The organism is Intrasporangium sp., assembly GCF_036566125.1.
Taxonomy (GTDB): domain Bacteria; phylum Actinomycetota; class Actinomycetes; order Actinomycetales; family Dermatophilaceae; genus Intrasporangium.
Genome location: NZ_DATCWX010000186.1, coordinates 1 through 22,876, shown reverse-complemented (window position 1 = coordinate 22,876; position 22,876 = coordinate 1). Strand labels below are relative to the sequence as shown.

The 22,876-nt window shown below is 68.4% G+C and carries 31 protein-coding genes; 25 read left to right on the top strand and 6 right to left on the bottom strand.

Translation table 11 applies throughout. From position 1 onward, the window contains the following. Positions 1-160 precede the first annotated feature (160 nt). The 17 genes from rpsQ (at position 161) to VIR15_RS11010 (ending at position 12,508) form a co-directional block, all read left to right on the top strand. Positions 161-442: a 30S ribosomal protein S17 gene (gene rpsQ, locus VIR15_RS11090; protein ID WP_331927530.1), complete on the top strand. Its 282-nt coding sequence runs from the start codon at positions 161-163 to the stop codon at positions 440-442. A 131-nt stretch (positions 443-573) separates the two neighbouring features. Continuing rightward, positions 574-942: a 50S ribosomal protein L14 gene (gene rplN / locus VIR15_RS11085; protein WP_142181405.1), complete on the top strand. Its 369-nt coding sequence runs from the start codon at positions 574-576 to the stop codon at positions 940-942. Between the two features lie 2 nt (positions 943-944). Beyond that, a complete protein-coding gene (rplX, locus tag VIR15_RS11080; protein ID WP_331927529.1) occupies positions 945-1,325 on the top strand; it encodes a 50S ribosomal protein L24 in 381 nt (126 codons plus the stop codon). Positions 1,326-1,327: 2 nt separating this feature from the next. Next, positions 1,328-1,909 carry a 50S ribosomal protein L5 gene (gene rplE / locus VIR15_RS11075; protein WP_331927528.1) on the top strand — a complete coding sequence of 194 codons (582 nt, stop codon included), beginning with the start codon at positions 1,328-1,330 and terminating at the stop codon, positions 1,907-1,909. 1 nt (position 1,910) lies between these two features. Continuing rightward, complete coding sequence (locus tag VIR15_RS11070; protein WP_331927527.1) at positions 1,911-2,096, top strand: type Z 30S ribosomal protein S14; 186 nt, start codon at positions 1,911-1,913, stop codon at positions 2,094-2,096. A 145-nt stretch (positions 2,097-2,241) separates the two neighbouring features. Then, on the top strand, positions 2,242-2,640 hold the full coding sequence (rpsH, locus tag VIR15_RS11065) for a 30S ribosomal protein S8 (RefSeq protein ID WP_331927526.1): 399 nt from the start codon (positions 2,242-2,244) through the stop codon (positions 2,638-2,640). A 12-nt stretch (positions 2,641-2,652) separates the two neighbouring features. Continuing rightward, entirely contained in the window at positions 2,653-3,189 is a 537-nt protein-coding gene (gene rplF, locus VIR15_RS11060) for a 50S ribosomal protein L6 (protein ID WP_331927525.1), read from the top strand. Positions 3,190-3,192: 3 nt separating this feature from the next. Then, a complete protein-coding gene (rplR, locus tag VIR15_RS11055) occupies positions 3,193-3,567 on the top strand; it encodes a 50S ribosomal protein L18 (protein WP_331927524.1) in 375 nt (124 codons plus the stop codon). 52 nt (positions 3,568-3,619) lie between these two features. Further along, positions 3,620-4,291 (top strand): 30S ribosomal protein S5, encoded by a 672-nt coding sequence (gene rpsE / locus VIR15_RS11050; protein ID WP_331927523.1) that lies wholly within the window; start codon positions 3,620-3,622, stop codon positions 4,289-4,291. After that, complete coding sequence (gene rpmD / locus VIR15_RS11045) at positions 4,291-4,473, top strand: 50S ribosomal protein L30 (RefSeq protein ID WP_045191891.1); 183 nt, start codon at positions 4,291-4,293, stop codon at positions 4,471-4,473. Before rpsE ends, rpmD begins: the two co-directional genes overlap by 1 nt. 1 nt (position 4,474) lies before the next feature. Then, positions 4,475-4,948 carry a 50S ribosomal protein L15 gene (gene rplO, locus VIR15_RS11040; RefSeq protein WP_331927522.1) on the top strand — a complete coding sequence of 158 codons (474 nt, stop codon included), beginning with the start codon at positions 4,475-4,477 and terminating at the stop codon, positions 4,946-4,948. Between the two features lie 177 nt (positions 4,949-5,125). Continuing rightward, positions 5,126-6,448: a preprotein translocase subunit SecY gene (secY, locus tag VIR15_RS11035; RefSeq protein WP_331927521.1), complete on the top strand. Its 1,323-nt coding sequence runs from the start codon at positions 5,126-5,128 to the stop codon at positions 6,446-6,448. An 8-nt stretch (positions 6,449-6,456) separates the two neighbouring features. Next, positions 6,457-7,032 (top strand): adenylate kinase, encoded by a 576-nt coding sequence (locus tag VIR15_RS11030; protein ID WP_331927532.1) that lies wholly within the window; start codon positions 6,457-6,459, stop codon positions 7,030-7,032. A 10-nt stretch (positions 7,033-7,042) separates the two neighbouring features. Beyond that, positions 7,043-7,885 carry a type I methionyl aminopeptidase gene (map, locus tag VIR15_RS11025; protein WP_331927520.1) on the top strand — a complete coding sequence of 281 codons (843 nt, stop codon included), beginning with the start codon at positions 7,043-7,045 and terminating at the stop codon, positions 7,883-7,885. A 45-nt stretch (positions 7,886-7,930) separates the two neighbouring features. Further along, positions 7,931-9,370, top strand: a complete 1,440-nt coding sequence (locus VIR15_RS11020) for a serine hydrolase domain-containing protein (protein ID WP_331927519.1) — start codon at positions 7,931-7,933, stop codon at positions 9,368-9,370. A gap of 122 nt (positions 9,371-9,492) precedes the next feature. Further along, positions 9,493-10,839: an NADP-specific glutamate dehydrogenase gene (gene gdhA / locus VIR15_RS11015; RefSeq protein WP_331927518.1), complete on the top strand. Its 1,347-nt coding sequence runs from the start codon at positions 9,493-9,495 to the stop codon at positions 10,837-10,839. A gap of 130 nt (positions 10,840-10,969) precedes the next feature. After that, a complete protein-coding gene (locus VIR15_RS11010) occupies positions 10,970-12,508 on the top strand; it encodes a DHA2 family efflux MFS transporter permease subunit (RefSeq protein WP_414654954.1) in 1,539 nt (512 codons plus the stop codon). Between the two features lie 67 nt (positions 12,509-12,575). On the opposite strand, the gene VIR15_RS11005 is transcribed toward VIR15_RS11010, so the two are convergent. Continuing rightward, positions 12,576-13,226 carry a hypothetical protein gene (locus tag VIR15_RS11005; protein WP_331927517.1) on the bottom strand — a complete coding sequence of 217 codons (651 nt, stop codon included), beginning with the start codon at positions 13,224-13,226 and terminating at the stop codon, positions 12,576-12,578. Between the two features lie 17 nt (positions 13,227-13,243). Here VIR15_RS11005 and VIR15_RS11000 point away from each other — a divergent pair, with 17 nt between their 5' ends. Next, positions 13,244-13,597 carry an iron chaperone gene (locus VIR15_RS11000; protein ID WP_331927516.1) on the top strand — a complete coding sequence of 118 codons (354 nt, stop codon included), beginning with the start codon at positions 13,244-13,246 and terminating at the stop codon, positions 13,595-13,597. A gap of 12 nt (positions 13,598-13,609) precedes the next feature. Here the strand turns inward: VIR15_RS11000 and VIR15_RS10995 are convergent, their stop codons facing one another. The 5 genes from VIR15_RS10995 to VIR15_RS10975 all read right to left on the bottom strand — a co-directional run bounded on the left by VIR15_RS10995 (position 13,610) and on the right by VIR15_RS10975 (position 18,626). Then, on the bottom strand, positions 13,610-14,320 hold the full coding sequence (locus VIR15_RS10995; protein WP_331927515.1) for a M15 family metallopeptidase: 711 nt from the start codon (positions 14,318-14,320) through the stop codon (positions 13,610-13,612). Then, a complete protein-coding gene (locus VIR15_RS10990) occupies positions 14,301-15,314 on the bottom strand; it encodes a D-alanine--D-alanine ligase family protein (RefSeq protein ID WP_331927514.1) in 1,014 nt (337 codons plus the stop codon). Before VIR15_RS10990 ends, VIR15_RS10995 begins: the two co-directional genes overlap by 20 nt. Further along, on the bottom strand, positions 15,311-16,489 hold the full coding sequence (gene alr / locus VIR15_RS10985) for an alanine racemase (protein ID WP_331927513.1): 1,179 nt from the start codon (positions 16,487-16,489) through the stop codon (positions 15,311-15,313). Before alr ends, VIR15_RS10990 begins: the two co-directional genes overlap by 4 nt. Before the next feature lie 143 nt (positions 16,490-16,632). Next, positions 16,633-17,313 carry a response regulator gene (locus tag VIR15_RS10980; protein WP_331927512.1) on the bottom strand — a complete coding sequence of 227 codons (681 nt, stop codon included), beginning with the start codon at positions 17,311-17,313 and terminating at the stop codon, positions 16,633-16,635. Continuing rightward, positions 17,310-18,626: an ATP-binding protein gene (locus VIR15_RS10975; protein WP_331927511.1), complete on the bottom strand. Its 1,317-nt coding sequence runs from the start codon at positions 18,624-18,626 to the stop codon at positions 17,310-17,312. The genes VIR15_RS10980 and VIR15_RS10975 overlap by 4 nt, the downstream gene beginning before the upstream one ends. A 201-nt stretch (positions 18,627-18,827) precedes the next feature. On the opposite strand from VIR15_RS10975, the gene infA reads away from it, so the two are divergent. From infA to rplQ, 7 genes are all read left to right on the top strand, one after another. After that, complete coding sequence (gene infA, locus VIR15_RS10970; RefSeq protein WP_006946284.1) at positions 18,828-19,049, top strand: translation initiation factor IF-1; 222 nt, start codon at positions 18,828-18,830, stop codon at positions 19,047-19,049. 135 nt (positions 19,050-19,184) lie between these two features. Next, a complete protein-coding gene (gene rpmJ / locus VIR15_RS10965; protein ID WP_034715213.1) occupies positions 19,185-19,298 on the top strand; it encodes a 50S ribosomal protein L36 in 114 nt (37 codons plus the stop codon). Positions 19,299-19,517: 219 nt separating this feature from the next. Next, positions 19,518-19,892, top strand: a complete 375-nt coding sequence (gene rpsM, locus VIR15_RS10960; RefSeq protein ID WP_331927510.1) for a 30S ribosomal protein S13 — start codon at positions 19,518-19,520, stop codon at positions 19,890-19,892. Between the two features lie 56 nt (positions 19,893-19,948). After that, positions 19,949-20,344 (top strand): 30S ribosomal protein S11, encoded by a 396-nt coding sequence (gene rpsK, locus VIR15_RS10955; RefSeq protein WP_324145304.1) that lies wholly within the window; start codon positions 19,949-19,951, stop codon positions 20,342-20,344. A 32-nt stretch (positions 20,345-20,376) separates the two neighbouring features. Next, the gene (gene rpsD / locus VIR15_RS10950; RefSeq protein ID WP_331927509.1) at positions 20,377-20,985 is read left to right on the top strand and encodes a 30S ribosomal protein S4; all 609 of its coding nucleotides are present in this window, start codon (positions 20,377-20,379) and stop codon (positions 20,983-20,985) included. Between the two features lie 165 nt (positions 20,986-21,150). Continuing rightward, positions 21,151-22,176 carry a DNA-directed RNA polymerase subunit alpha gene (locus tag VIR15_RS10945; RefSeq protein ID WP_331927508.1) on the top strand — a complete coding sequence of 342 codons (1,026 nt, stop codon included), beginning with the start codon at positions 21,151-21,153 and terminating at the stop codon, positions 22,174-22,176. Positions 22,177-22,256: 80 nt separating this feature from the next. Next, positions 22,257-22,876, top strand: a 620-nt coding sequence (gene rplQ, locus VIR15_RS10940) for a 50S ribosomal protein L17, sunset domain variant (protein WP_331927507.1), incomplete at its 3' end; no start/stop codon positions are given.

The window sequence follows — 22,876 nt, the reverse complement described above, 5'->3', positions numbered from 1 at the left end:
TCGGCTCGCCCCCCGCCGCTCCAAGCGTCAACAGGGCCGACGAGTCCGCCGAGACGACGGACGAGGCTGACAAGAAGGCCGAGAAGGCTGAGAAGAAGGCCGCGAAGGCCGAGAAGAAGTCGGCCAAGAAGACTGAGGCGGCTGACGAGGAGGCCCAGGCATGAGCGAGCAGACCCCCGAGAAGACCAGCGAGCGCAACGACCGCAAGTCCCGCCAGGGCTACGTGGTGAGCGACAAGATGGACAAGACCGTTGTCGTCGAGGTGGAGGACCGCGTCAAGCACGCCCTCTACGGCAAGGTCATCCGCCGCACGAGCAAGGTCAAGGCGCACGACGAGAAGAACGAGGCCGGCGTCGGCGACCGCGTGCTCATCATGGAGACGCGTCCGCTCTCCGCGACGAAGCACTGGCGCATCGTCGAGATCCTCGAGAAGGCCAAGTAAGCACTTCTCGTATGCCGCTGGGCTTGGCCCAAACAGAACGTTTCCATTTGGTTCGGCAAGGCTCTCGAAAAGACATCGCGCTGAGCACGAATTCTTTTCGAGAGAACCAGCACGACGACAGGAGTTAGACAGTGATTCAGCAGGAGTCGCGACTGCGCGTCGCCGACAACACCGGTGCCAAGGAGCTCCTTTGCATCCGTGTTCTCGGTGGTTCGGGCCGTCGGTACGCCGGCATCGGCGACACCATCGTCGCCACCGTCAAGGACGCCATTCCGGGCGGCAACGTCAAGAAGGGTGACGTCGTCAAGGCGGTCATCGTCCGCACGGTCAAGGAGCGTCGCCGCGCCGACGGTTCCTACATCAAGTTCGACGAGAACGCTGCGGTGATCCTCAAGGCCGACGGTGACCCCCGCGGGACCCGTATCTTCGGCCCGGTCGGCCGTGAGCTGCGCGAGAAGAAGTTCATGAAGATCATCTCGCTCGCGCCGGAGGTGCTGTGAACATGGGTGCCAACAACAAGCAGAAGATGAAGATCAAGAAGGGCGACCTCGTCCAGGTCATCTCCGGCCGCAGCCAGAAGAACGGCGGCGACCGGGGCAAGCAGGGCAAGGTCATCGCGGTCTACCCGGAGACCCAGCGCGTGCTGGTCGAGGGCATCAACCGTGTCACCAAGCACATCAAGGCGGGCGCCACCGCTCGTGGCACCCGGACTGGTGGCCTGACCCACACCGAGGCCGCGATCCACGTGAGCAACGTGGCCATCGTCGACCCGGAGACGAAGAAGCCGACGCGCATCAAGACGCGTGTCGAGACCGTCGAGCGCGGTGGCCGCCAGAAGGCGTCCCGCGTCCGTGTCGCGGTCACGTCGGACAAGGACCTCTGAACATGAGTGAGACCGAGACCACCACTACTGCGGTGCTGACCACGCCGCGCCTCAAGCAGCGCTACCAGGACGAGATCAAGACCTCGCTCCGGGAGCAGTTCGGCTACGGCAACGTCATGCAGGTGCCCGGCGTCGTCAAGGTCGTCGTCAACATGGGGGTCGGTGACGCCGCCAAGGACAGCAAGCTCATCGAGGGTGCCGTCCGCGACCTCACCAACATCACCGGCCAGAAGCCGGTCGTGACCAAGGCCCGCAAGTCCATCGCCCAGTTCAAGCTGCGTGAGGGCATGCCGATCGGCGCGCACGCGACCCTTCGGGGTGACCGCATGTGGGAGTTCCTCGACCGCCTCGTGTCGATCGCCCTCCCGCGCATCCGCGACTTCCGTGGCCTGTCGCCGAAGCAGTTTGACGGCCGCGGCAACTACACGTTCGGTCTGACCGAGCAGTCGATGTTCCACGAGATCGACCAGGACAAGATCGACCGCGTCCGGGGCATGGACATCACCGTGGTCACCACGGCGACCAACGATGACGAGGGTCGCGCGCTGCTCAAGGCGCTCGGCTTCCCCTTCAAGGAGAACTGACATGGCCAAGACCGCGCTGATCAACAAGGCGAACCGGAAGCCGAAGTTCAAGGTCCGCGGATACACCCGCTGCCAGAAGTGCGGTCGCCCGCACTCGGTGTACCGCAAGTTCGGCCTCTGCCGCATCTGCCTTCGCGAGATGGCTCACGCGGGCGAGCTGCCGGGCGTGACCAAGAGCTCCTGGTGACGTCGGATCTGCGATCCGAGCAGCCACACCTCAACCCCAAGAGAACCACCCAAAGAACCTCTGACACCGTAGGTCGGCTCGACCCGATGAGCCTGCGAGGCACGAGCCGAGTCGAAACCCCGGTGAGGAAGGGCGGAGAGCCCACATGACCATGACTGACCCGATTGCGGACATGCTGACCCGCGTGCGGAACGCCAACTCGGCGCACCACGACACGGTCTCCATGCCGTACTCCAAGCTGAAGAAGAACATCGCCGAGATCCTCCAGGCCGAGGGCTACATCGCCTCCTGGCAGATCGAGGAGGCCGAGGTCGGCCAGACGCTGACGATCGACCTCAAGTACGGCCCCAACCGCGAGCGCTCCATCGCTGGTGTGCGCCGCGTGAGCAAGCCCGGTCTGCGCGTCTACGCCAAGTCGACGAACCTGCCCAGGGTTCTCGGTGGCCTCGGCGTCGCGATCCTTTCGACGTCGAGCGGTCTGCTGACCGACCGACAGGCACACGAGAAGGGCGTGGGTGGGGAAGTCCTCGCCTACGTCTGGTAAGGAGGCGCTGACATGTCGCGAATCGGACGACTCCCAGTCTCCATCCCGGCCGGTGTCGACGTCAGCGTCGACGGCCAGGACATCAAGGTCAAGGGCCCCAAGGGCGAGCTCTCGCTCACCGTGCCGGCCCCGATCACCGTCGAGCAGGCGGATGGAACCCTCGAGGTCAAGCGGCCGAACGACGAGCGCGAGGCGCGTTCGCTGCACGGCCTGACCCGCTCGCTCCTGAACAACATGGTCCTCGGTGTCACCGAGGGCTACGAGAAGAAGATGGAGATCTACGGCACGGGTTACCGTGTCGCGGCGAAGGGCTCGGACCTCGAGTTCTCGCTCGGGTACTCGCACACCATCCTCGTCAAGGCGGAGAACGGGATCAGCTTCGCCGTCGAGAACCCGACGCGCTTCTCGGTGCAGGGCATCGACAAGCAACGCGTCGGCGAGGTCGCCGCGAACATCCGCAAGCTCCGCAAGCCCGACCCGTACAAGGGCAAGGGCGTTCGCTACGCGGGCGAGCAGATCCGTCGCAAGGTTGGAAAGGCCGGTAAGTAAGCCATGGCAATGACCATCAAGCGCGGCAAGACCGCGGCTGCCGCCCGCATCCGTCGCCAGGTGCGCGGTCGCAAGAAGATCGCCGGCACCCCGGCCCGTCCGCGCCTCGTCGTCTCCCGTTCGAGCAGGCACCTGTACGTCCAGGTCGTCGACGACACGGTCGGCAAGACCGTCGCGTCCGCCTCGACGATGGAGGCCGACCTGCGCACCTTCGAGGGCGACAAGACCGCCAAGGCCAAGAAGGTCGGCGAGCTCGTCGCGGCCCGCGCCAAGAGCGCTGGGATCGAGGCCGTGGTCTTCGACCGCGGAGGCAACAAGTACCACGGTCGCGTCGCGGCCATCGCCGAGGGCGCCCGCGAAGGTGGGCTGTCCCTGTGAGTGACATCGCGACCATGCACTACGTGACCGCTATCGAGATGAGGAACATCTGATGCCCGGACAGCAGCGTCGAGGCACCGGCCCCGCCGGTGAGCGCGGCGAGCGCAGTGAGCGCGGCGAGCGTCAGGACCGCCGCGGCGGCCGTGACAGCCGCGACAGCCGCGACGCCGAGAAGAACCAGTACGTCGAGCGCGTCGTGACGATCAACCGCGTCGCCAAGGTCGTCAAGGGTGGTCGTCGCTTCAGCTTCACCGCCCTCGTCGTCGTCGGTGACGGTGACGGCACCGTGGGCGTGGGCTACGGAAAGGCCAAGGAGGTCCCCGCAGCGATCGCCAAGGGCGTCGAGGAGGCCAAGAAGGGCTTCTTCAAGGTCCCGCGGATCCAGGGCACCATCCCGCACCCCGTCCAGGGCGAGGCGGCCGCTGGAGTCGTCATGCTCCGCCCCGCCGCTCCCGGTACCGGTGTCATCGCCGGTGGTCCGGTCCGTGCGGTGCTGGAGTGCGCCGGCATCCACGACGTCCTGTCCAAGTCGCTGGGTTCCGACAACGCCATCAACATCGTGCACGCGACGGCTCAGGCCCTCCGCGACCTCGAGCGTCCCGAGTCGGTTGCCGCCCGCCGCGGCAAGACGCTCGAGGAGGTGGCCCCGGCCGCCATGCTCAGGGCTCGCGCTGCCGGTCTGGCCGATGCCAAGGCCGCCGCGGCCGAGAGGGCCGGTGCGTGATGGCCCGACTCAAGGTCACCCAGACCCGTTCCGAGATCGGCGGCAAGCAGAACCAGCGTGACACGCTGCGCAGCCTCGGTCTGAAGCGCATTGGCGACGTCGTCGTCAAGGAGGACCGTCCCGAGATCCGTGGGATGGTCAAGACGGTGACGCATCTGGTCACCGTCGAGGAGGTTGACTGACATGGCCACCAAGAAGCACGGCGAGACCGCCCTCAAGGTGCACCACCTGCGTCCGGCTCCCGGGGCCAAGACCGCCAAGACCCGTGTGGGTCGCGGCGAGGGCTCCAAGGGCAAGACCGCCGGTCGGGGCACGAAGGGCAGCAAGGCTCGCAACCAGATCCCGGAGCGTTTCGAGGGCGGCTCGATGCCCCTGCACATGCGGCTGCCCAAGCTCCGCGGCTTCAAGAACCCGTTCCGCACCGAGTACCAGGTCGTGAACCTGGGCCGCCTGGAGGCCCTGTTCCCCGAGGGTGGGCAGGTCTCCGTCGAGGACCTCGTGGCCCGGGGCGCCGTTCGTGACGGTCACCCGGTCAAGGTGCTCGGCACGGGGGAGATCTCGGTCAAGGTCGACGTCGAGGCGCACAAGTTCTCGGCATCGGCCAAGGAGAAGATCGAGGCCGCTGGTGGCTCGGTCAAGGCCCTCTCCGACAACTGAGCGGTCCGAGTGACCATCCCACACTTCGTGTGACCCAGCGCCCCGGGTGCCTGTTTCCCCGGTCGACGTGACGTCGGCCAGGCGGGGACGGTGTCCGGGGCGCTGCGCCTTTGCGTTAATCTTCCACGGATTGCTGACTTCAGCCGGCCCCACCGGGTTGGCCCCCAGGAGGACCCTGTGCTCGCCGCCTTCGTTCGCGCGTTCCGTACCCCGGACCTGCGCAACAAGCTGCTCTTCACCCTCGGCATCATCGTGCTGTTCCGGTTGGGCTCGCACCTGCCGACGCCGGGTGTGAGCTACCCGCTGGTGCAGAACTGCCTCGAGACGCGCGATCCCAGCGGTGACGCGACCTCCGGCTTCCTCAACCTCGCGAATCTCTTCAGCGGCGGCGCCCTCCTGCAGCTGTCCGTCTTCGCGCTCGGCATCATGCCGTACATCACGGCGAGCATCATCGTGCAGCTGCTCACGGTGGTCATCCCTCGCTTCGAGGAGCTCAAGAAGGAGGGTCAGGCCGGCACGACGAAGATGACGCAGTACACGCGTTACCTCACCATCGGGCTGGCCGTCCTCCAGTCCGCCACGCTCGTCACGTTCGCCCGGAACCCGCAGTCCCTGTTCGGTCCGCAGTGCACGAACATCCTCACCGACGACTCGTTCGTGACGATCCTCATCATGGTCCTGACCATGACGGCCGGCACGGGTCTCATCATGTGGTTCGGGGAGCTCATCACCGACCGCGGCGTCGGCAACGGCATGTCGCTGCTCATCTTCATCTCCATCGCGGCCTCGTTCCCCACCGCACTCTGGGCGATCAAGAACAACCAGGGCTGGGGGACCTTCCTCGGCATCATCATCCTCGGGATGTTCGTCATCGCCGCGGTGGTCTACGTGGAGCAGTCGCAGCGCCGCATCCCGGTCCAGTACGCCAAGCGAATGGTCGGCCGCCGCATGTACGGCGGCACCTCGACCTACATCCCGCTCAAGGTCAACATGGCCAACGTCATCCCGGTCATCTTCGCGGCCTCGCTCATGGCTCTCCCCGGGATGCTTGCCCAGTTCAACACCGACCCGACCAAGACGCCGCCGGAGTGGGTGCAGTGGATCCAGGCCAACCTCACCAAGGGCGACCACCCGGCCTACATGCTCATCTACACGGCCCTGATCATCTTCTTCACGTTCTTCTACGTGTCGATCACGTTCAACCCGACCGAGGTCGCCGACAACATGAAGAAGTACGGCGGCTTCATCCCAGGTATCCGGGCCGGGCGACCCACGGCTGAGTACCTCAACTACGTCATCACCCGAATCACCGTGCCGGGTGCGTTGTACCTCGCGATCGTCTCGCTCATCCCGCTCATCGCCATCGCGGCGATCGGTGCGGACCAGAACTTTCCCTTCGGTGGCACCTCGATCATCATCATCGTTGGCGTCGGCCTGGAGACGGTCAAGCAGATCGAGGCGCAGCTGCAGCAGCGCCACTACGAAGGGTTCCTCCGGTAATGACCCAGATGCGACTGATCATCCTCGGCCCCCCCGGTGCCGGTAAGGGCACGCAGGCCACGCGGATCGCCGAGCGCTTGTCGATTCCCGCGATCTCGACCGGCGACATCTTCCGCACCAACATCAAGGAGCAGACCGAGCTCGGTCGGCGCGTCGAGTCCATCCTCGCCTCCGGCGGCTACGTCCCCGACGAGGTCACCAACGAGATCGTCGAGGACCGGCTCTCGTGGCCGGACGCTGAGCACGGCTTCCTCCTCGATGGTTATCCACGCACGGCCGGGCAGGTCGAGGCCCTCGACGCAATGCTGGCGCGCCAGGGGCACGCGCTCGACGCGGTCCTCGAGCTGACGGTCGACGAGGACGCCGTCGTCGAGCGCCTGCTCAAGCGCGCCGAGATCGAGGGCCGCTCCGATGACAGCGAGGACGTCATCCGGGAGCGCCAGGCCATCTACCGCCGAGAGACCGCGCCCCTCGCCAAGCACTACGCCGACGCCGGCCAACTCGTCCAGGTCGACGGCATGGGCGACATGGACGAGGTCACCGACCGGATCCTCACCGCTCTGCCGGCGCGAGCGAGCGACTGAGCAGGACAGCGTGTTCGGCCGCCGCAAGCTCCAGGGGCGCACCCATGAGCAACTCCTCCTCATGCGCGAGGCGGGGCTGCTCGTCGGTCGCACCCTGGAGATGCTGGAGGGGCGCATCGTCCCCGGCGTGACCACGGGTGAGCTCGACCGGCTGGCGGAGGACTTCATCCGCAGCCACGGCGGCATCCCGAACTTCCAGCTCGTGCCGGGCTACTCGCACACCCTCTGCACGAGCGTCAACGACGAGGTGGTCCACGGCATCCCGGGCAATCGTGTGCTCGAGGCCGGAGATGTGCTGTCGGTCGACTGCGGCGCCGAGGTGAACGGCTGGAACGGTGATGCGGCCATCTCCGTGGTCGTCGGCGGACGCGAGGCGGCCCGACCCGAGGACCTGGGACTCATCGCCGCGACCGAGGCGAGCCTCTACGCGGGGATCGCGGCGATGAGCGTCGGCGGCCGGCTCTATGCGATCGGCGAAGCCGTCGAGGCGAGCATCGAGGCAGCGGCCGAGCGCGACGCCCGCACCTACGGCATCGTCGACGAGTACGTCGGCCATGGCATCGGCACCGAGATGCACATGGATCCGCAGATCCCGAACTACGCGGTCGCGGAGTCCGGGCCCAAGCTGCCAGCCGGCTTCACCGGTGCGATCGAGCCCATGGTCACGCTCGGCGGGACCGCGACGAAGGTGCTCGCGGATGACTGGACCGTGGTGACGGCTGACGGCACACGAGCCTGTCACTGGGAGCACTCGGTGGCCGTCCTCCCCGAGGGGCTGTGGATCCTCACGGCCATCGACGGAGGCCAGGCTGCGCTGGAAGCCAGCGGAGCGGCATACGCACCCGTCGCCTGACGCCACCCCGCGCCGACGTCAGCGTTGTCGCGTAACGTCGCCGCCGTGACCCTGCCCCGAAGCACTCCCCAAGACCAGGACGTCGACGCCGAGGGAATCGTCGCCTTCCTCGACGCAGTGCAGCAGCGCGGGATCGAGCTCCACAGCTTCATGCTCGCGCGCCACGGACACGTCGTGGCGCAGGGATGGTGGCGGCCGTATGCCGCTGAGCGGGCTCAGCTCGTCTACTCCGTCTCGAAGTCGCTGGCGTCCACCGCCGTCGGCTTCCTCGTGCACGAGGGTGTCCTCTCGCTCGACGACCCGGTGCTCGACCACCTGCCGCACATCCCGCCGCAACGGCTGCACCCGAACTGGTCGCGGGTGACGGTGCGTCACTGCCTGACCATGACAGTCGGCCACGACGCCGACGCGTGGGAGCCGGCCTTCGTCGGCATCGACGGCGACGTGCTGCGAGCCGGCACCGACTGGCTCCCGATCGTCCTCGCCACGACGCCGGAGCATCATCCCGGCACGATGTTCGCCTACAACCAGGTCGCGACCTACCTGCTCTCCCGGGTCGTTCACGGAGCGACCGGGTGCGGGCTCGTCGACATCCTGCGACCCCGGCTGCTCGAGCCCCTGGGAATCCCTGAACTGCCTTGGCAGCGCGACCCGAGGGGTCACGAGCTGGGGTTCACGGGAGCGCACCTGACGACCGAAGGCCTGCTTGCCATCACCCAGCTCTGGCTCGACCGCGGGTCGTGGCAGGGCCGGCAGCTCCTTGCGCCCGAGTGGTTCGACGAGGCGACCCGACCGTTCGGCCCGCCCAACCGCGACCCGGCCGGCTCCGCCGACTCCGTCCTCGGCTATGGCTACTCGTTCTGGACCTCCCGCCATGGCTACCGGGCGGACGGCGCGTTCGGACAGTTCGGGCTGGTCCTTCCCGAGCAGGATGCTGCCGTCGTCATGACGGCCGAGTCGGGGCCGACGCAGGAAGTCCTCGACGCATTCTGGGAGACGGCCTTCGCCGCCATCGGTGCTCCGGGGTCGCGACAGGCCGATGCCATCCTCCGGGAGCGGCTCGAGGGTCTCGCCCTTCCGGCCGGCTCCGGTGGTGCTTCCCGGATGGAGGTGGCGGAGTTCCCGCGGGGTGACGAGCCGGGCGAGCTGGGGCTCGCCCCCGCGTACACCGGCGTTTCCGTGCGCCCGGACCGGTCAGGACACGTCCTCCGCCTCCGGCGTGGCAGCGACTGGCTGGAGCTCCGGGTCGGTGATGGCGAATGGCTCGAGTCGGTCCTCGAGGCCGCCGACCTGCGGCTGCCGGTCATGTCCAGCGGCGGGTGGGTCAGCGGTGACGCGTTCGTCGCCGAGGTCGTCGTCATCGAGACCCCGCATCGGTTTCGAGTCGAGGCGCGTCTCGGTGTCGGGGAGGCGACGTTGACGTGGCGCAAGCGACCGCTGTCTGGTTCCGACCCGTTCTCCCTTGCGGTCCACTCCACTGGATGAGATCCAGTTTTCGGCATTCGGACACTTGAACGAACCGGATCCTCGGAGACCACAATCAAAGCTGAAGCAGCCCCCGCAGAAGCACGGAGCAGCCACAGAGCAGCCACAGAGCAGGAGACCCGATGAACATCCTCGACCCACACCTCCAGGACATCTACGACGTCGTGCTGCGGCGCAACCCGGGCGAGGGTGAGTTCCACCAGGCCGTCTTCGAGGTCTTCGAGTCCCTCGAGCCGGTCGTGAAGAAGTATCCGGAGTTCGCCGACTCGAAGGTGCTCGAGCGGCTGTGCGAGCCGGAGCGCCAGATCATCTTCCGCGTCCCCTGGGTCAACGACGGCGGCGAGATCGAGATCAACCGTGGCTTCCGGGTCGAGTTCAGCTCGGTCCTAGGGCCCTACAAGGGTGGCCTGCGCTTCCATCCCAGCGTGAACCTCGGGATCATCAAGTTCCTCGGCTTCGAGCAGATCTTCAAGAACGCCTTGACCGGCATGCCCATCGGCGGAGCCAAGGGCGGCAGCGACTTCGACCCCAAGGGTCGCAGCGACCGCGAGGTCATGGCCTTCTGCCAGTCCTTCATGACCGAGCTGTACCGGCACATCGGTGAGCACACCGACGTGCCGGCCGGCGACATCGGTGTCGGCGGGCGCGAGATCGGCTACCTCTTCGGCCAGTACAAGCGGATCACCAACCGCTACGAGTCCGGCGTCCTGACGGGCAAGGGCCTCGGTTGGGGTGGTTCCCTGGTCCGAAAGGAGGCGACCGGCTACGGCACGGTTTTCTTCGTGAATGAGATGCTCAAGAGCCGCGGCGACTCGTTCGACGGCAAGCGGGTCGTCGTCTCCGGGTCTGGGAATGTCGCGATCTACGCGATCGAGAAGGCACAGCAGCTCGGTGCCTCCGTCGTCGCCTGCTCCGACTCGGGTGGCTACGTCGTCGACCAGGCGGGCATCGACGTCGAGCTGCTCAAGGAGCTCAAGGAGGTCCGCCGCGAGCGGATCAGCGTCTACTTGGCCCAGCGCCCCTCGGCCCGTTACATCACCGACGGCAGTATCTGGGACGTCGAGTGCGACATCGCGCTGCCGTGTGCGACCCAGAACGAGCTCGACGAGGACGCCGCCATCCAGCTCGTCAAGAACGGTGTCTGCGCCGTCGCCGAGGGCGCCAACATGCCGACGACCCCGAGTGCGACCCGGGTCTTCGCCGATGCGGGCGTGCTCTTCGCACCGGGCAAGGCGGCGAACGCCGGCGGGGTGGCCACCTCGGCCCTCGAGATGCAGCAGAACGCCTCACGCGACTCCTGGAGCCACGAGTACACCGAGGAGCGCCTCGCCGGCATCATGGCCGGGATCCACGAGCGTTGCGCGGACGCCGCAGACGAGTTCGGCGCCCCTGGCAACTATGTCGTCGGAGCGAACACTTCCTCGTTCGTCCAGCTCGCCGAGGCGGTCCTGGCACTGGGCGTCATCTGATCACCCAGGGCGCCACACGCACCCCACCCCCGGGAAATTCCCAGGTAACCCTCAGTACGCGCGCGTAGGCTGGGCTGTCGCATGTGCCACTTGGCTCCACGCCGCGAGTCCGGGATCGAGAGGGGTGTCCATGGCCATCGAGCGCCCGACAGCCGACGAGCCGACCAGTGCCGGGCCGCAGACGGCTGTGCAGCCGGCCGGCCCGACCACGTCCGAGGGCCCCGCCCAGAACCCGTGGCCCGCGCTCTGGGCCATGGTGCTCGGCTTCTTCATGATCCTCGTCGACTCGACGATCGTGGCGGTCGCGACGCCGGCGATCATGGTCGCGCTCGACGCCGACGTCAACGGCGTGGTGTGGGTGACGAGCGCCTACCTGCTCGCCTACGCAGTGCCCTTGCTCATCACCGGCCGCCTCGGCGACCGTTACGGCCCGAAGCGCCTCTACCTGGTCGGCCTGACCGTGTTCACACTCGCGTCACTGTGGTGCGGGCTCACCGTCACCATCGGCGCGCTCATCGTGGCCCGGGTCGTCCAGGGGCTCGGCGCCTCGATGTTGACGCCACAGACCATGGCCGTCATCACCCGGACCTTCCCGGCCGCATCGCGCGGACAGGCGATGGCCCTCTGGGGCGCTACCGCAGGAGTGGCGATTCTCGTGGGCCCGATCCTCGGTGGCGTGCTCACCGACGGCCCCGGCTGGGAGTGGATCTTCTTCGTCAACGTGCCCGTCGGGATCATCGGGCTCGTCCTCGCGATCCGGCTCGTGCCCCGACTCGAGACGCACTCGCACACCTTCGACTGGCTCGGGGTGGCGCTGTCGGCCATCGGGATGTTCCTGCTCGTCTTCGGGGTGCAGGAGGGGGAGAGCTATGACTGGGGGACGATCGCCGGCCCGATCTCCATCGCGTCCCTCATCATCGCCGGTCTGGTCATCCTCGGGCTCTTCGTCTGGTGGCAGAGCCGCAACAAGCGCGAGCCGCTGCTGCCCCTCGGGCTGTTCCGGGACCGGAACTTCTCCCTGGCGAACGTCGGGATCTCTGCGGTCGGCTGCGCCTTCACCGCCATGGCGTTCCCGCTCATGCTCTACGCCCAGGCGGTGCACGGGCTGTCGCCGACACAGGCCGCCCTGCTCCTCGCTCCGATGGCCGTGATCTCCGGCGCCCTCGCACCGGTCGCGGGACGGCTCACCGACCGACTCCACCCGCGCTGGCTGACGGGTTTCGGCGTGCTGACGAGCTCGGCCTCGCTGTTCTGGCTCGCCTCGATCATGGGACCCGAGACGAAGACCTGGCAGCTGCTCCTGCCCATGGCCCTGATGGGCATCGGCAGCCCGTTCCTCTGGGCACCGCTCGGCGCCACCGCGACGCGAAACCTGCCGATGACAGCCGCAGGCGCAGGGTCGGGCGTCTACAACACGACGCGCCAGGTGGGCGCCGTCCTCGGCAGCGCCGCCATCGCCGTCATCATGGAGGCGCGTCTCCGCACCAACCTCCCGGGACTGCCCACCGACGGCGGAGCGATCCAGCAGGCGGGTGGGACGATGCCGCCGGCCATCGCTGACGGGTTCGCGGCGGCGATGGCCGAGTCGATGCTGCTGCCTGCCTGCGTCCTGCTCGCCGGGGTCTTCGCCGTCCTCTTCTTCGAGCGCCCGGGGCACCAGACCGCCTGAGAGCGAACCACAGACGACGGTGCCGGATGCCGCTGAGCCGGCTCAGCGGCATCCGGCACGTGGGCGCCTACCGCCCCAGAGAACCCGCACGCCCACCGACGTGGACGACGAGGCGGTCAGCGACGACGCGGGCGTTGCGCTGGAGGACCTCGAGGGGGACGCGAGGAAGGTTTTCCTCCCAGTCGATGAGGGGGGACCCGCGGAACTGGAGGATCCGGGCCGGACGGCCCATGAGGAACAGGTGCGCGTGGGCACCGCCGTCGCCGTACCTGGCCAGCTGGAAGCGGCCCACCGACGGGACGTGCTCGATGGCGTCGCCCACTGCGACGATGAGCTCGCCCAGCTCGGCGGCGAGCTCGGTCGGCAGGCTCGGCAGGTCGTGGTGCGCGACCGGGCTGAGGAGCAGCGTGATCGGCAGCCCCGTGGCGCGGGCGATCTGGAGGCGCCACCGCTCGTTGCTCCAGACCAGCGTGCCGTCATCCTCGCCCGTCGGCTGCCTGCACCAGCAGTCGGAGGCTGCCTCGCCGCGACGAGGCGGTTCCTCGGCGGCGAGTGGCTGGAGCGGCTTGAGGCGAAGGCTGTCGATCTCGTAGGGGTAGATGTCCCAGCCGGGCATCTCCTCGACGGCTACCGGGAGCCGGCCCTCGTCATCGGTGGCTGCGGCAATCCGCGCGTAGTACTCCTCGATGGACTCCGGACCTGCCCCCACGTCGCTCATCCTGCGATTATGGCGGGATGGGGACAGTCACCGACTACGTGGAGAACATCGACGACCCGGCCCGTCGCGCCGAGCTCACGCGTCTCGTCGACATTGCTCGCCGCATCGTGCCGGACGCGGAGGAGGGGATGGGCTACGGCATGCCGGCCCTGCGGCACCGGGGCAAACCGCTCTTCGCCGTGGTGTCCGCCGCGAAGCACCTGTCGCTGTTCCCCTTCAGCGGCAGCATCGTCGAGGCGCTGGCCGACGACCTCGACGGCTACTCCGTGAGCAAGGGCACGATCCGGTTCGACGTCGACCGGCCCCTGCCTGAGTCCGTTGTCGAGAAGGTCGTCCGGATGCGGGTCGACGAGATCGAGGGCCGCGCCTGAGGGTCACCGCCTCTACCGGGGGTAGGTGGGGCCGTGGATCGCGAACGGGTGACCGGTGACGTGGGCCCAGTAGCGGTCGCCAAAGGACCAGTGCCACCACTCCGTCGGGTAGTTGACGAGGCCCACGTCGCCGAGGACGGTCGCCAGCACGGATCGGTTGTGGCGCGCCTCGGGCGAGATCGCTGCGGAGTCGAAGTAGCACGCACCACCGCTCTCCTCCGGGGTGGCATCGATCGGGGTGCCGAGGTCGAGGGGGCCGTCGGGGCCCACGAGGGTGAGGTCGACGGCGGCGCCGGACACGTGCGGTCCGATGGATGGGGGCGCAACGAAACGGCTTGTCAGAGTGGCGACCTCGTCGTCAGATAATCCAGGATGTGCGATGGCGAGCTGTCCCCGGTACTCGTTGTGGATGGCGACCTGCGCGTCAATGCGGCGCAGGCCCTCGACGACCAGCAGGCGCACGCCGTGCGGGAGGCACGCATCCGCGGCCACCAGCCGCTCGGCCATGGTCTCGCGGGCGTGGACGTGCGGAAGGCACGGGGCGTCACTCTCGCGGGGGAGCGAGCTCAGCGGCATACGGCAGGGGTCGTGACTGGCTCCGAGCGGGAGGGCAGGCGCCGTCGGGACGACGTTCAGGCCGTGGTCGCGCAGGTCCACGAGGCGGGAGCCGTCCTCCACGACACCGAGGTCGCGGATCACTGGATCAGCGAGCAGCGGCGGCACGGGCTCCGGCCTCCTTCAGGGCGGTGTGCAGCAGGGTCGCGACGAGGTCGTCATAGGAGAGACCAGCCGCCGCCCACATCCTCGGGAACTGTGACTGCGCAGTGAAGCCGGGGAAGGTGTTGACCTCGTTGAGGACGGGCCCTTCGGCCGTCACGAAGAAGTCGACGCGGGCCAGACCGGAGCAGCCGAGGGTGCGGAACGCGGTGACGGCGAGCTCCTGGAGGGCCCGAGTCAGATGATCGGCGAGGGGCGCCGGGATGGTGAACCGGGTGGCGTCGCTGGCGTACTTGGCGGCCTCCGTGAAGAAGGGCTCCGTCGGATCGCTCTCGATGAGCAGCGCCGGTCCGCAGCGGAGCGTGCCGTCGGGCAGCTCGAGGACCGGCACGTCCACCTCGAGGCCGACGACCTCCGCCTCGACGAGGACCGCGTCGTCTCCCGCGGCGAGCAGGGCATCACGCAGGTCGGCTCGGTCGGTGACGCGCGTGACTCCGATGCTGGAGCCGCCGTGGACCGGTTTGACGAACAGGGGGAAGTGGACGCCGGCGTGGGACAGCTCGAGCAGGAGCGCGCTTCGTTCCCGCTCGGCGGTGACGGCCGCGGCGACGCGCTCCCTGCCGACGGTGAGGCCGGGGGCAACGGCCACGCCGGCCCGTTCGACGACGGCCTTGGTCAGGCCCTTGTCCAGGCACACCGCGCTCGCGCGGACACCGCTGCCCACGTAGGGCAGGCCGAGCTGCTCGAGCAGGCCCTGGACCGTGCCGTCCTCGCCGCCGGCTCCGTGGAGGGCGGGGACGACGACGTCGCAGGTCAGCAGGGTTGTGAGCGCTTGGGGCCAGCCGCTGCCGGTGGGCGTGTGCCACTCTCCGGCCCGGTCAACGAGGATCGGCATCGGGTCGTGTCCGAGGCGCTTGAGTGCAGCCAGAACACCCTGCCCGCTCGCCAGCGACACGTCATGCTCTGTGCTCGTGCCGCCATGGATGACTGCGACCTTCACGGTGCTGCTCCCTCGGTCGCCGGCTCGTCAGTGACCTCGCGGACATGTCGCCGGGGCACGCGGTGCCCGATGCCGGTGTAGATCTCGTGCTCGTTCGTGCCGGTCCAGCGCGCCCAGTCGCGGGCGGTCGGTTCGCCGTCGTCGCCGGGTCCGAGGATGACGACGGGGTCCCCGACGGCGACCGGCTCGGGCCCGACGTCGACGACGACCTGGTCCATCGACACCTCGCCGATGAGTGGTGCTCGTCGGCCCCTGACCCAGACCTCGGCGCGGCCGGTGGCGGCGCGCGGAATTCCATCGGCGTAGCCGATCGGCACCAGCGCCAGGTGGGTGTCGCGGGTCGTGCGCTGGACGTGGTTGTAACCGACACCCCGGCCCGCGGCGACCGCGCGCACTTGGACGACCTTGGTGCGCAGGGTCAGCGCCGGTCGCAGGCCCTCGCCGATGCCGAAGAGCCCCGCACCGACGCGGACGAGATCATGCCTGGTGAGCGCCGGGTTCGACTGGACCGCAGCAGTATTTGCAAGGTGGATGACGGTCGGGCGCAGGCCCCCGCTGCGAGCGATGGCGACGCCTACGCGGAACATGAGCAGCTGGCGGTGCGTGGCGATGGCGCCTGGCTCGCCGCCGTGCGACAGGTGGGACCAGATCCCGACGACCCGCACGATGCCTGCTCGTTCCAGCTCGGCGCTCGTGCGGACCAACCGGGCCCAGTCCTCGCCAGGGCAGCCGCTGCGATGCATCCCCGTGTCGAGCTTGAGGTGGATGCGGGCGGGCTCCACCCCGTGCGATCGGGCCACCGCCGCCAGGTCGGCCGCGCCGCTCACCGACAGGTCGATGGCATGGGCTCGGGCCAGGTCGGCCAGCGCCGGGTCGTGCAGCCAGGCGAGCAGCGGAGCCGTAAGGCCAGCCCGTCGGAGTTCGACGCCCTCGCCGATCCTCGTGACGCCGAGCCAGGTCGCCCCGGCGGCGAGGCAGCTCCTCGCGACGGGCACGGCGCCGTGCCCGAACGCATCGGCCTTGACGACGGCCATGAGCGGGACCCCGGCCCGCGCGACGAGGGTGCGCACGTTGGCCCGGACCGCTGAATGGTCGATGACTGCCTCGGCCAGGCCGTCGCCGATGTCGAGGTCGAAACCGCTTGTCCCTGTGTTGATCTCGAGTGTGGAGGTCACGTCGACGACGCTATGAGCTGGCAGCGCCCCACCACATCGGCCTGTGGGTCGATCCATGCCTCCTCCCACAGGTGGATGTGGCAGCCTCCACCCCCCACAGGTGGGCACAGCCGCCCACGCGATGCCGCACTGCCACGGAGCGGTCAGGGGGAGGGCGAGACCGCGCCGGTCTGGTAGGCGAGCACGACGAGCGCCACCCGGTCACGGACCCCGGTCTTGGCCAGGATGTGGCCGACGTGGGTCTTCACCGTCGTCTCGGAGACGAAAAGGGCCTCGGCGATCTCAGAGTTGGTCAGGCCCTGGGCGATGGCGACCCACACCTCTCGCTCGCGTTCGGTGAGGGCGGCCGTGCGGTCGATCAGGGCCTGGGGCGCTGCGACGCCTCGGACATAGGTCTCAACCAGGCGCTTGGTCGTGGACGGCGCGATGACCGCGTCGCCCGCATGGACGGTGCGGATCGCAGCCAGCAGGTCCTCCGGCGGGGCGTCCTTGAGCAGGAACCCCGATGCGCCGGCGCGCAGTGCCGTGAACGCGTACTCGTCGAGGTCGAACGTCGTCAGCACGAGAACCTTCGTCTGGCCGTCGCGCCCCACGACGGCCCGCGTGGTCTCGATGCCGTCGAGGCGAGGCATGCGCACGTCCATGAGGATGATGTCCACTGCGCCTGCACCATCCGCCGACGCCTCGAGCCGGTCCAGCGTCTCGAGGCAGTGCACTCCGTCGACGCACTCCGCGACGACGGCCAGGTCCGGCTGGGACCGGACCAGCATGGCGAAGCCGGCCCTGACCAACGCCTGGTCGTCGACGATCATGACGCGGATCACGCGCCGTCCTCCGGAGCCCCGGCCGAGGTGGTGCCCACATCGGAGCTCCGGGGGAGGGTTGCCAGGACGCGGAATCCGCCGCGCGGGTCTGCGCCCGTGTGGAGGTGACCCCCGACCATCTCGACGCGCTCGGCCATCCCGCGCAAGCCGTGGCCGCTGCCGAGCTCCGCGTCGCCACCCGGTCCGTCGTCGAGCACCTCCACGACCACCTGCCGCGGATCGACGGTCAGGGTGACCCATGCGGTGGCGTCGTCCCCGGCGTGCTTCATGACGTTGGTCAGCGCCTCCTGGACGGTCCGGTAGGCCGTGAGCCCGACGGCGTCCCCGCCCGCGTCGTCCGGCACGTCGCCGCGTACGGTCAGCCGCACCTCGCGCCCCGTCTCGGCCATGGTCCGGACGAGGGCAGTGATGTCGCGCAGCCCCGGCTGGGGAGCCTCGGGCAGCGGTGCGGTGTCGTCGCGCAGGACGCTGAGCAGCCGGCGCATCTCCGCGAGTGAGGAGCGCCCCGTCGCGGCGATCGTCGCGAGGGCCGTTGTCGCTGCCTCCGGGTCCGAGGGCGCCGCGAACCTGGCCCCGTCTGCCTGGACGATCATCACCGAGAGGCCGTGGGCGACGATGTCATGCATCTCGCGCGCGATGCGCTGTCGGTCCGCGAGCGCCTCCACCTGACCCCGGGCCGCGTGCTCCGCCTCTTGATGGGCCGCGGCCTCGGCGGCGTGCGAAGCGGACTCCGCCTGGAGGACCCTGCGCTCTCGGGCCGCACGGATCTGGTCGGCCACCGCCCAGGTCAGCACGACGAGGCCGCTGCTGTTGAAGAGGAAGAGGGCCACCCGGTCGGTGAGAAACGTCTCGAGCGGTGGCAGGTAGAAGCCGAACCGCATGAAGAGCAGGCCCACGGCAAGGGCGAGCGAGCCGAGCGACGCCGCGAGGGCCCACAGGCCAGTCCTGCGATCGGTCCACAGCGTGACGCCGAAGAGTGCGATGAGGGCCATGAGCACTGTGGGCAGACCGAGCATGACGCCGGATCCGTAGAGCAGGAATGCCAGTGCCCCGCAGGCAACGAAGGTGGCCCGAGGCAGGCGGGGCAGGAAGAGCAGCAGCAGGGCTCCCAGGGCAACACCGAAGTAGGCGAGCCCCCCGGGCAGCTCGCGCTGGTTGACCCACCACACGCCGAAGCCCAGCAGGCCGCTCACCGTGATCGACACCAGGAAGTAGAACAGCCCGATCATGGCTCCGAGACGACCCACCAGCGGGCTGGCCGAACCCGGTGACCGACGTGGCGGTAGGTCAGCGGGGGAGGGCGCGGAGGTCACGGGGGCACGCTACCGAGCCCAGCGGCATACGGAATCCTTCTGTGGGAGGACACCGCAGCGCGCCCGGCGAGGGCAAGCGGGGTCGATTTCTCCTGAGCCCGCGCGTGGCGTAATCTTGATCCTTGGGTGTCGTGCGCCTGCACGCCATTCACTCATGTGTCGACCCATACAGGGTAGGCCGCCGACAGATTGACGGAGGACATGGCCAAGAAGGACGGTGTCATCGAGATTGAGGGCACGATCGTCGAGGCTCTCCCGAACGCGATGTTCCGGGTCGAGCTGACCAACGGTCACAAGGTGCTCGCACACATCTCGGGCAAGATGCGCCAGCACTACATCCGGATCCTCCCCGAGGACCGGGTCGTGGTGGAGCTCTCGCCCTATGACCTGACCCGCGGTCGGATCGTCTTCCGCTATCGCTGAAGTACCGCTTCGCGCACGGGCCCGCACGGGCACGCGGACGAGGCAACCAACTCCCGATTAACCAACAGCACCTGACGGTGGCGGCCCTCGCATGGGTCGGTAGCGCCAGGCGCGTGATCTGAAGACAGCAGGCAGATGAAGGTTCAGCCGAGCGTCAAGAGGATCTGCGACAAGTGCAAGGTGATCCGCCGTAACGGGCGGGTCATGGTGATCTGCGAGAACCTGCGCCACAAGCAGCGCCAGGGCTGAGCAGCCACCAACCGGCACGCGTCGCCGAGCTTCGAGCGGACGCACACGAATTGCACAGCAGCACCCGGCCCCTGATGACCGACCATCGCGTCGGCGCAGGACGTCACCCCCGGCACGGAGGCCGGGGACCGGAGGCCACCCGTTCTGAAGGGTGGACGCGAAACCGGACCGGTGACTGCACCAGACCTCCGCGAAACAGAAACCAGGAGAACCACCAACATGGCTCGTCTTGTTGGAGTTGACCTTCCGCGCGACAAGCGCGTCGAGGTCGCACTGACCTACATCTTCGGTGTGGGTCGCACCCGCAGCAAGGAGGCGCTGGCAGCGACCGGCGTCAGCCCCGATACCCGCGTCAAGGACCTCGGTGAGTCCGAGCTCGTGGCGCTTCGTGACTTCCTCGAGGGCAACTACCGCCTCGAGGGTGACCTGCGCCGTGAGGTCCAGGCCGACATCCGCCGCAAGGTCGAGATCGGCTCCTACGAAGGTCTTCGTCACCGTCGCGGTCTGCCCGTGCGCGGACAGCGCACCAAGACCAACGCGCGCACCCGCAAGGGCCCGAAGCGCACCGTGGCCGGCAAGAAGAAGGCCAAGTGACGCTGATCGGTTCGCCGGTCACGTCCCACCGAACCCAGTTCTGACGTAGGAGAAACATGCCTCCCAAGGCTCGTACGACGAAGGTTCGTCGTAAGGAAAAGAAGAACGTTGCCCATGGGCACGCTCACATCAAGAGCACGTTCAACAACACCATCATCTCGATCACGGACCCGACTGGCGCCGTGATCGCGTGGGCCTCCGCCGGCCAGGTCGGCTTCAAGGGCTCGCGCAAGTCCACCCCGTACGCCGCCCAGATGGCCGCCGAGGCCGCCGCCCGCCGCGCCATGGAGCACGGCATGCGCAAGGTCGACGTCTTCGTCAAGGGTCCGGGCTCGGGCCGAGAGACGGCGATCCGCTCGCTCACCGCTGCCGGCCTTGAGGTCGGTGCGATCAGCGACGTCACGCCCACGCCGCACAACGGTGTCCGCCCGCCCAAGCGCCGTCGCGTCTGATCAGGCCTGAGTCAAGAGAGAGTAGATAACCCATGGCTCGTTACACCGGCCCGATCACCAAGAAGTCCCGTCGGCTCAAGATCGACCTCGTCGGCGGGGACAAGTACTTCGAGCTCCGTCCCTTCCCGCCCGGCCAGCACGGCCGTCGCCGGATCCAGGAGAAGGAGTACCTCCTCCAGCTGCAGGAGAAGCAGAAGGCTCGCTTCGCCTATGGCGTCATGGAGAAGCAGTTCCTCCGCTACTACAAGGAGGCGGCGCGCCGTCCCGGCAAGACCGGTGAGACGCTCCTGCAGATCCTCGAGTCGCGCCTCGACAACGTCGTCTACCGCGCCGGCCTCGCCCGCACCCGTCGCCACGCGCGCCAGCTCGTGACGCACGGTCACTTCGAGGTCAACGGCGTCCGCGTCGACGTCCCCTCGTACCGCGTGGAGCAGTACGACGTCATCACGGTCCGCAAGCAGTCCGTCGAGACCTTCCCGTTCGAGCTGGCCCGCCAGACGTTCGGTGAGCGCCCCGTCCCGGCCTGGATGCAGGTCGTCCCCGGCTCGCTGCAGATCCTCATCCACCAGCTCCCGGTGCGCGCGCAGATCGACACGCCGCTCACCGAGCAGCTGATCGTCGAGCTCTACTCGAAGAACTAGCACAAAGACGAAGGTGCCGTATGCCGCCGAGCCAGCTCAGCGGCATACGGAATCCTTCGTGACGGGGCTGGGCTCGCAGACAGAGCCGACCCAGCCCGCCCGGAGCGAGACCGGGCAGTTTCACTACGCGTCATATAGCGGTCGCGAGTGGGAAGGAAAAGAACAGTGCTCATCGCACAGCGCCCCGTGCTCTCCGAGGAGACGGTCGCGGACAACCGCAGCCGCTTCACGATCGAGCCGCTCGAGCCCGGCTTCGGCTACACGCTCGGCAACAGCCTCCGTCGCACCCTGCTCTCGAGCATCCCGGGTGCCTCGGTCACGTCCATCCGCATCGACGGCGTGCTCCACGAGTTCACGACCGTGCCGGGTGTCAAGGAGGACGTCACCGAGATCATCCTCAACATCAAGGGCCTCGTCGTCTCCTCCGAGCACGACGAGCCGGTTGTCATGTACCTGCGCAAGCAGGGGCCGGGCACCGTCACCGCCGGTGACATCACGCCGCCGGCCGGTGTCGAGGTGCACAACCCCGACCTGCACATCGCGACCCTCAACGACAAGGGCAAGCTCGAGATGGAGCTGACCGTCGAGCGCGGCCGCGGTTACGTCTCGGCACAGCAGAACAAGTCCGGTGACCAGGAGATCGGGCGCATTCCGGTCGACTCCATCTACTCGCCGGTCCTCGCGGTGACCTACAAGGTCGAGGCGACCCGTGTCGAGCAGCGCACCGACTTCGACCGGCTCATCGTCGACGTCGAGACGAAGAACTCGATGGCCCCGCGCGACGCCATGGCCTCGGCGGGCAAGACCCTCGTCGAGCTCTTCGGCCTGGCTCGGGAGCTCAACGTCGAGGCCGAGGGCATCGACATGGGCCCGTCGCCGACGGACGCCGCGCTCGCCGCCGACCTCGCCCTGCCGATCGAGGACCTCGACCTGACGGTTCGCTCCTACAACTGCCTCAAGCGCGAGGGCATCCACACCGTGGGTGAGCTCGTGGCCCGCAGCGAGGCCGACCTGCTCGACATCCGCAACTTCGGTGCGAAGTCGATCGACGAGGTCAAGGCCAAGCTCGTCGGCATGGGCCTGGCGCTCAAGGACAGCCCGCCCGGGTTCGACCCGTCGGCTCTCGTCGACGGCTACGGCGACGAGGACTACAACGACGACGAGTCCTTCGTCGAGGACGAGCAGCTCTGACCAACCGCTTGACCGAGCTGCACGGCGTCCGCCCGGACGTGCCCAGAGCGGCCTGGTCAGACCCTTTCTAGGAGAACACAATGCCCACCCCCACCAAGGGTCCCCGCGTCGGCGGCGGTCCCGCTCACGAGCGGCTCATCCTGTCGAACCTCGCGACGTCGCTGTTCGAGCACGACCGCATCACGACGACGGAGGCCAAGGCCAAGCGTCTGCGCCCGCTCGCCGAGCGCCTCATCACCTTCGCCAAGCGGGGCGACCTCTCCGCGCGTCGCCGTGTCCTCACGGTCGTGCGCGACAAGGGCGTCGTCCACCGCCTGTTCGCCGAGATCGCGCCGGACATGGCCCAGCGCGCGGGTGGCTACACCCGGATCACCAAGATCGGTGCCCGCAAGGGTGACAACGCCCCCATGGTCGTCGTCGAGCTGGTCCGCGAGCCGCTCTCGGCCAAGAAGGCGACGGTCAAGGAGGCCGAGGCAGCGACGAAGCGCGCCGCCAAGCAGAGTGAGGCCAAGAAGGCTGCCGCCGCGACCAAGGCTGCCGAGGACGCGAAGGCTACAGAGGACACGAAGGCCGCCGCGGCCGCCGACGCGCCCGCCGTTGACCTTCCTGCCGGTGCCGCCCCGCCGAACGAGGACGGCTCGGCCCCCGAGGGCTACACGGTCAAGGGCAACGCCAACTCGGGCCTGTACCACGAGCCGGA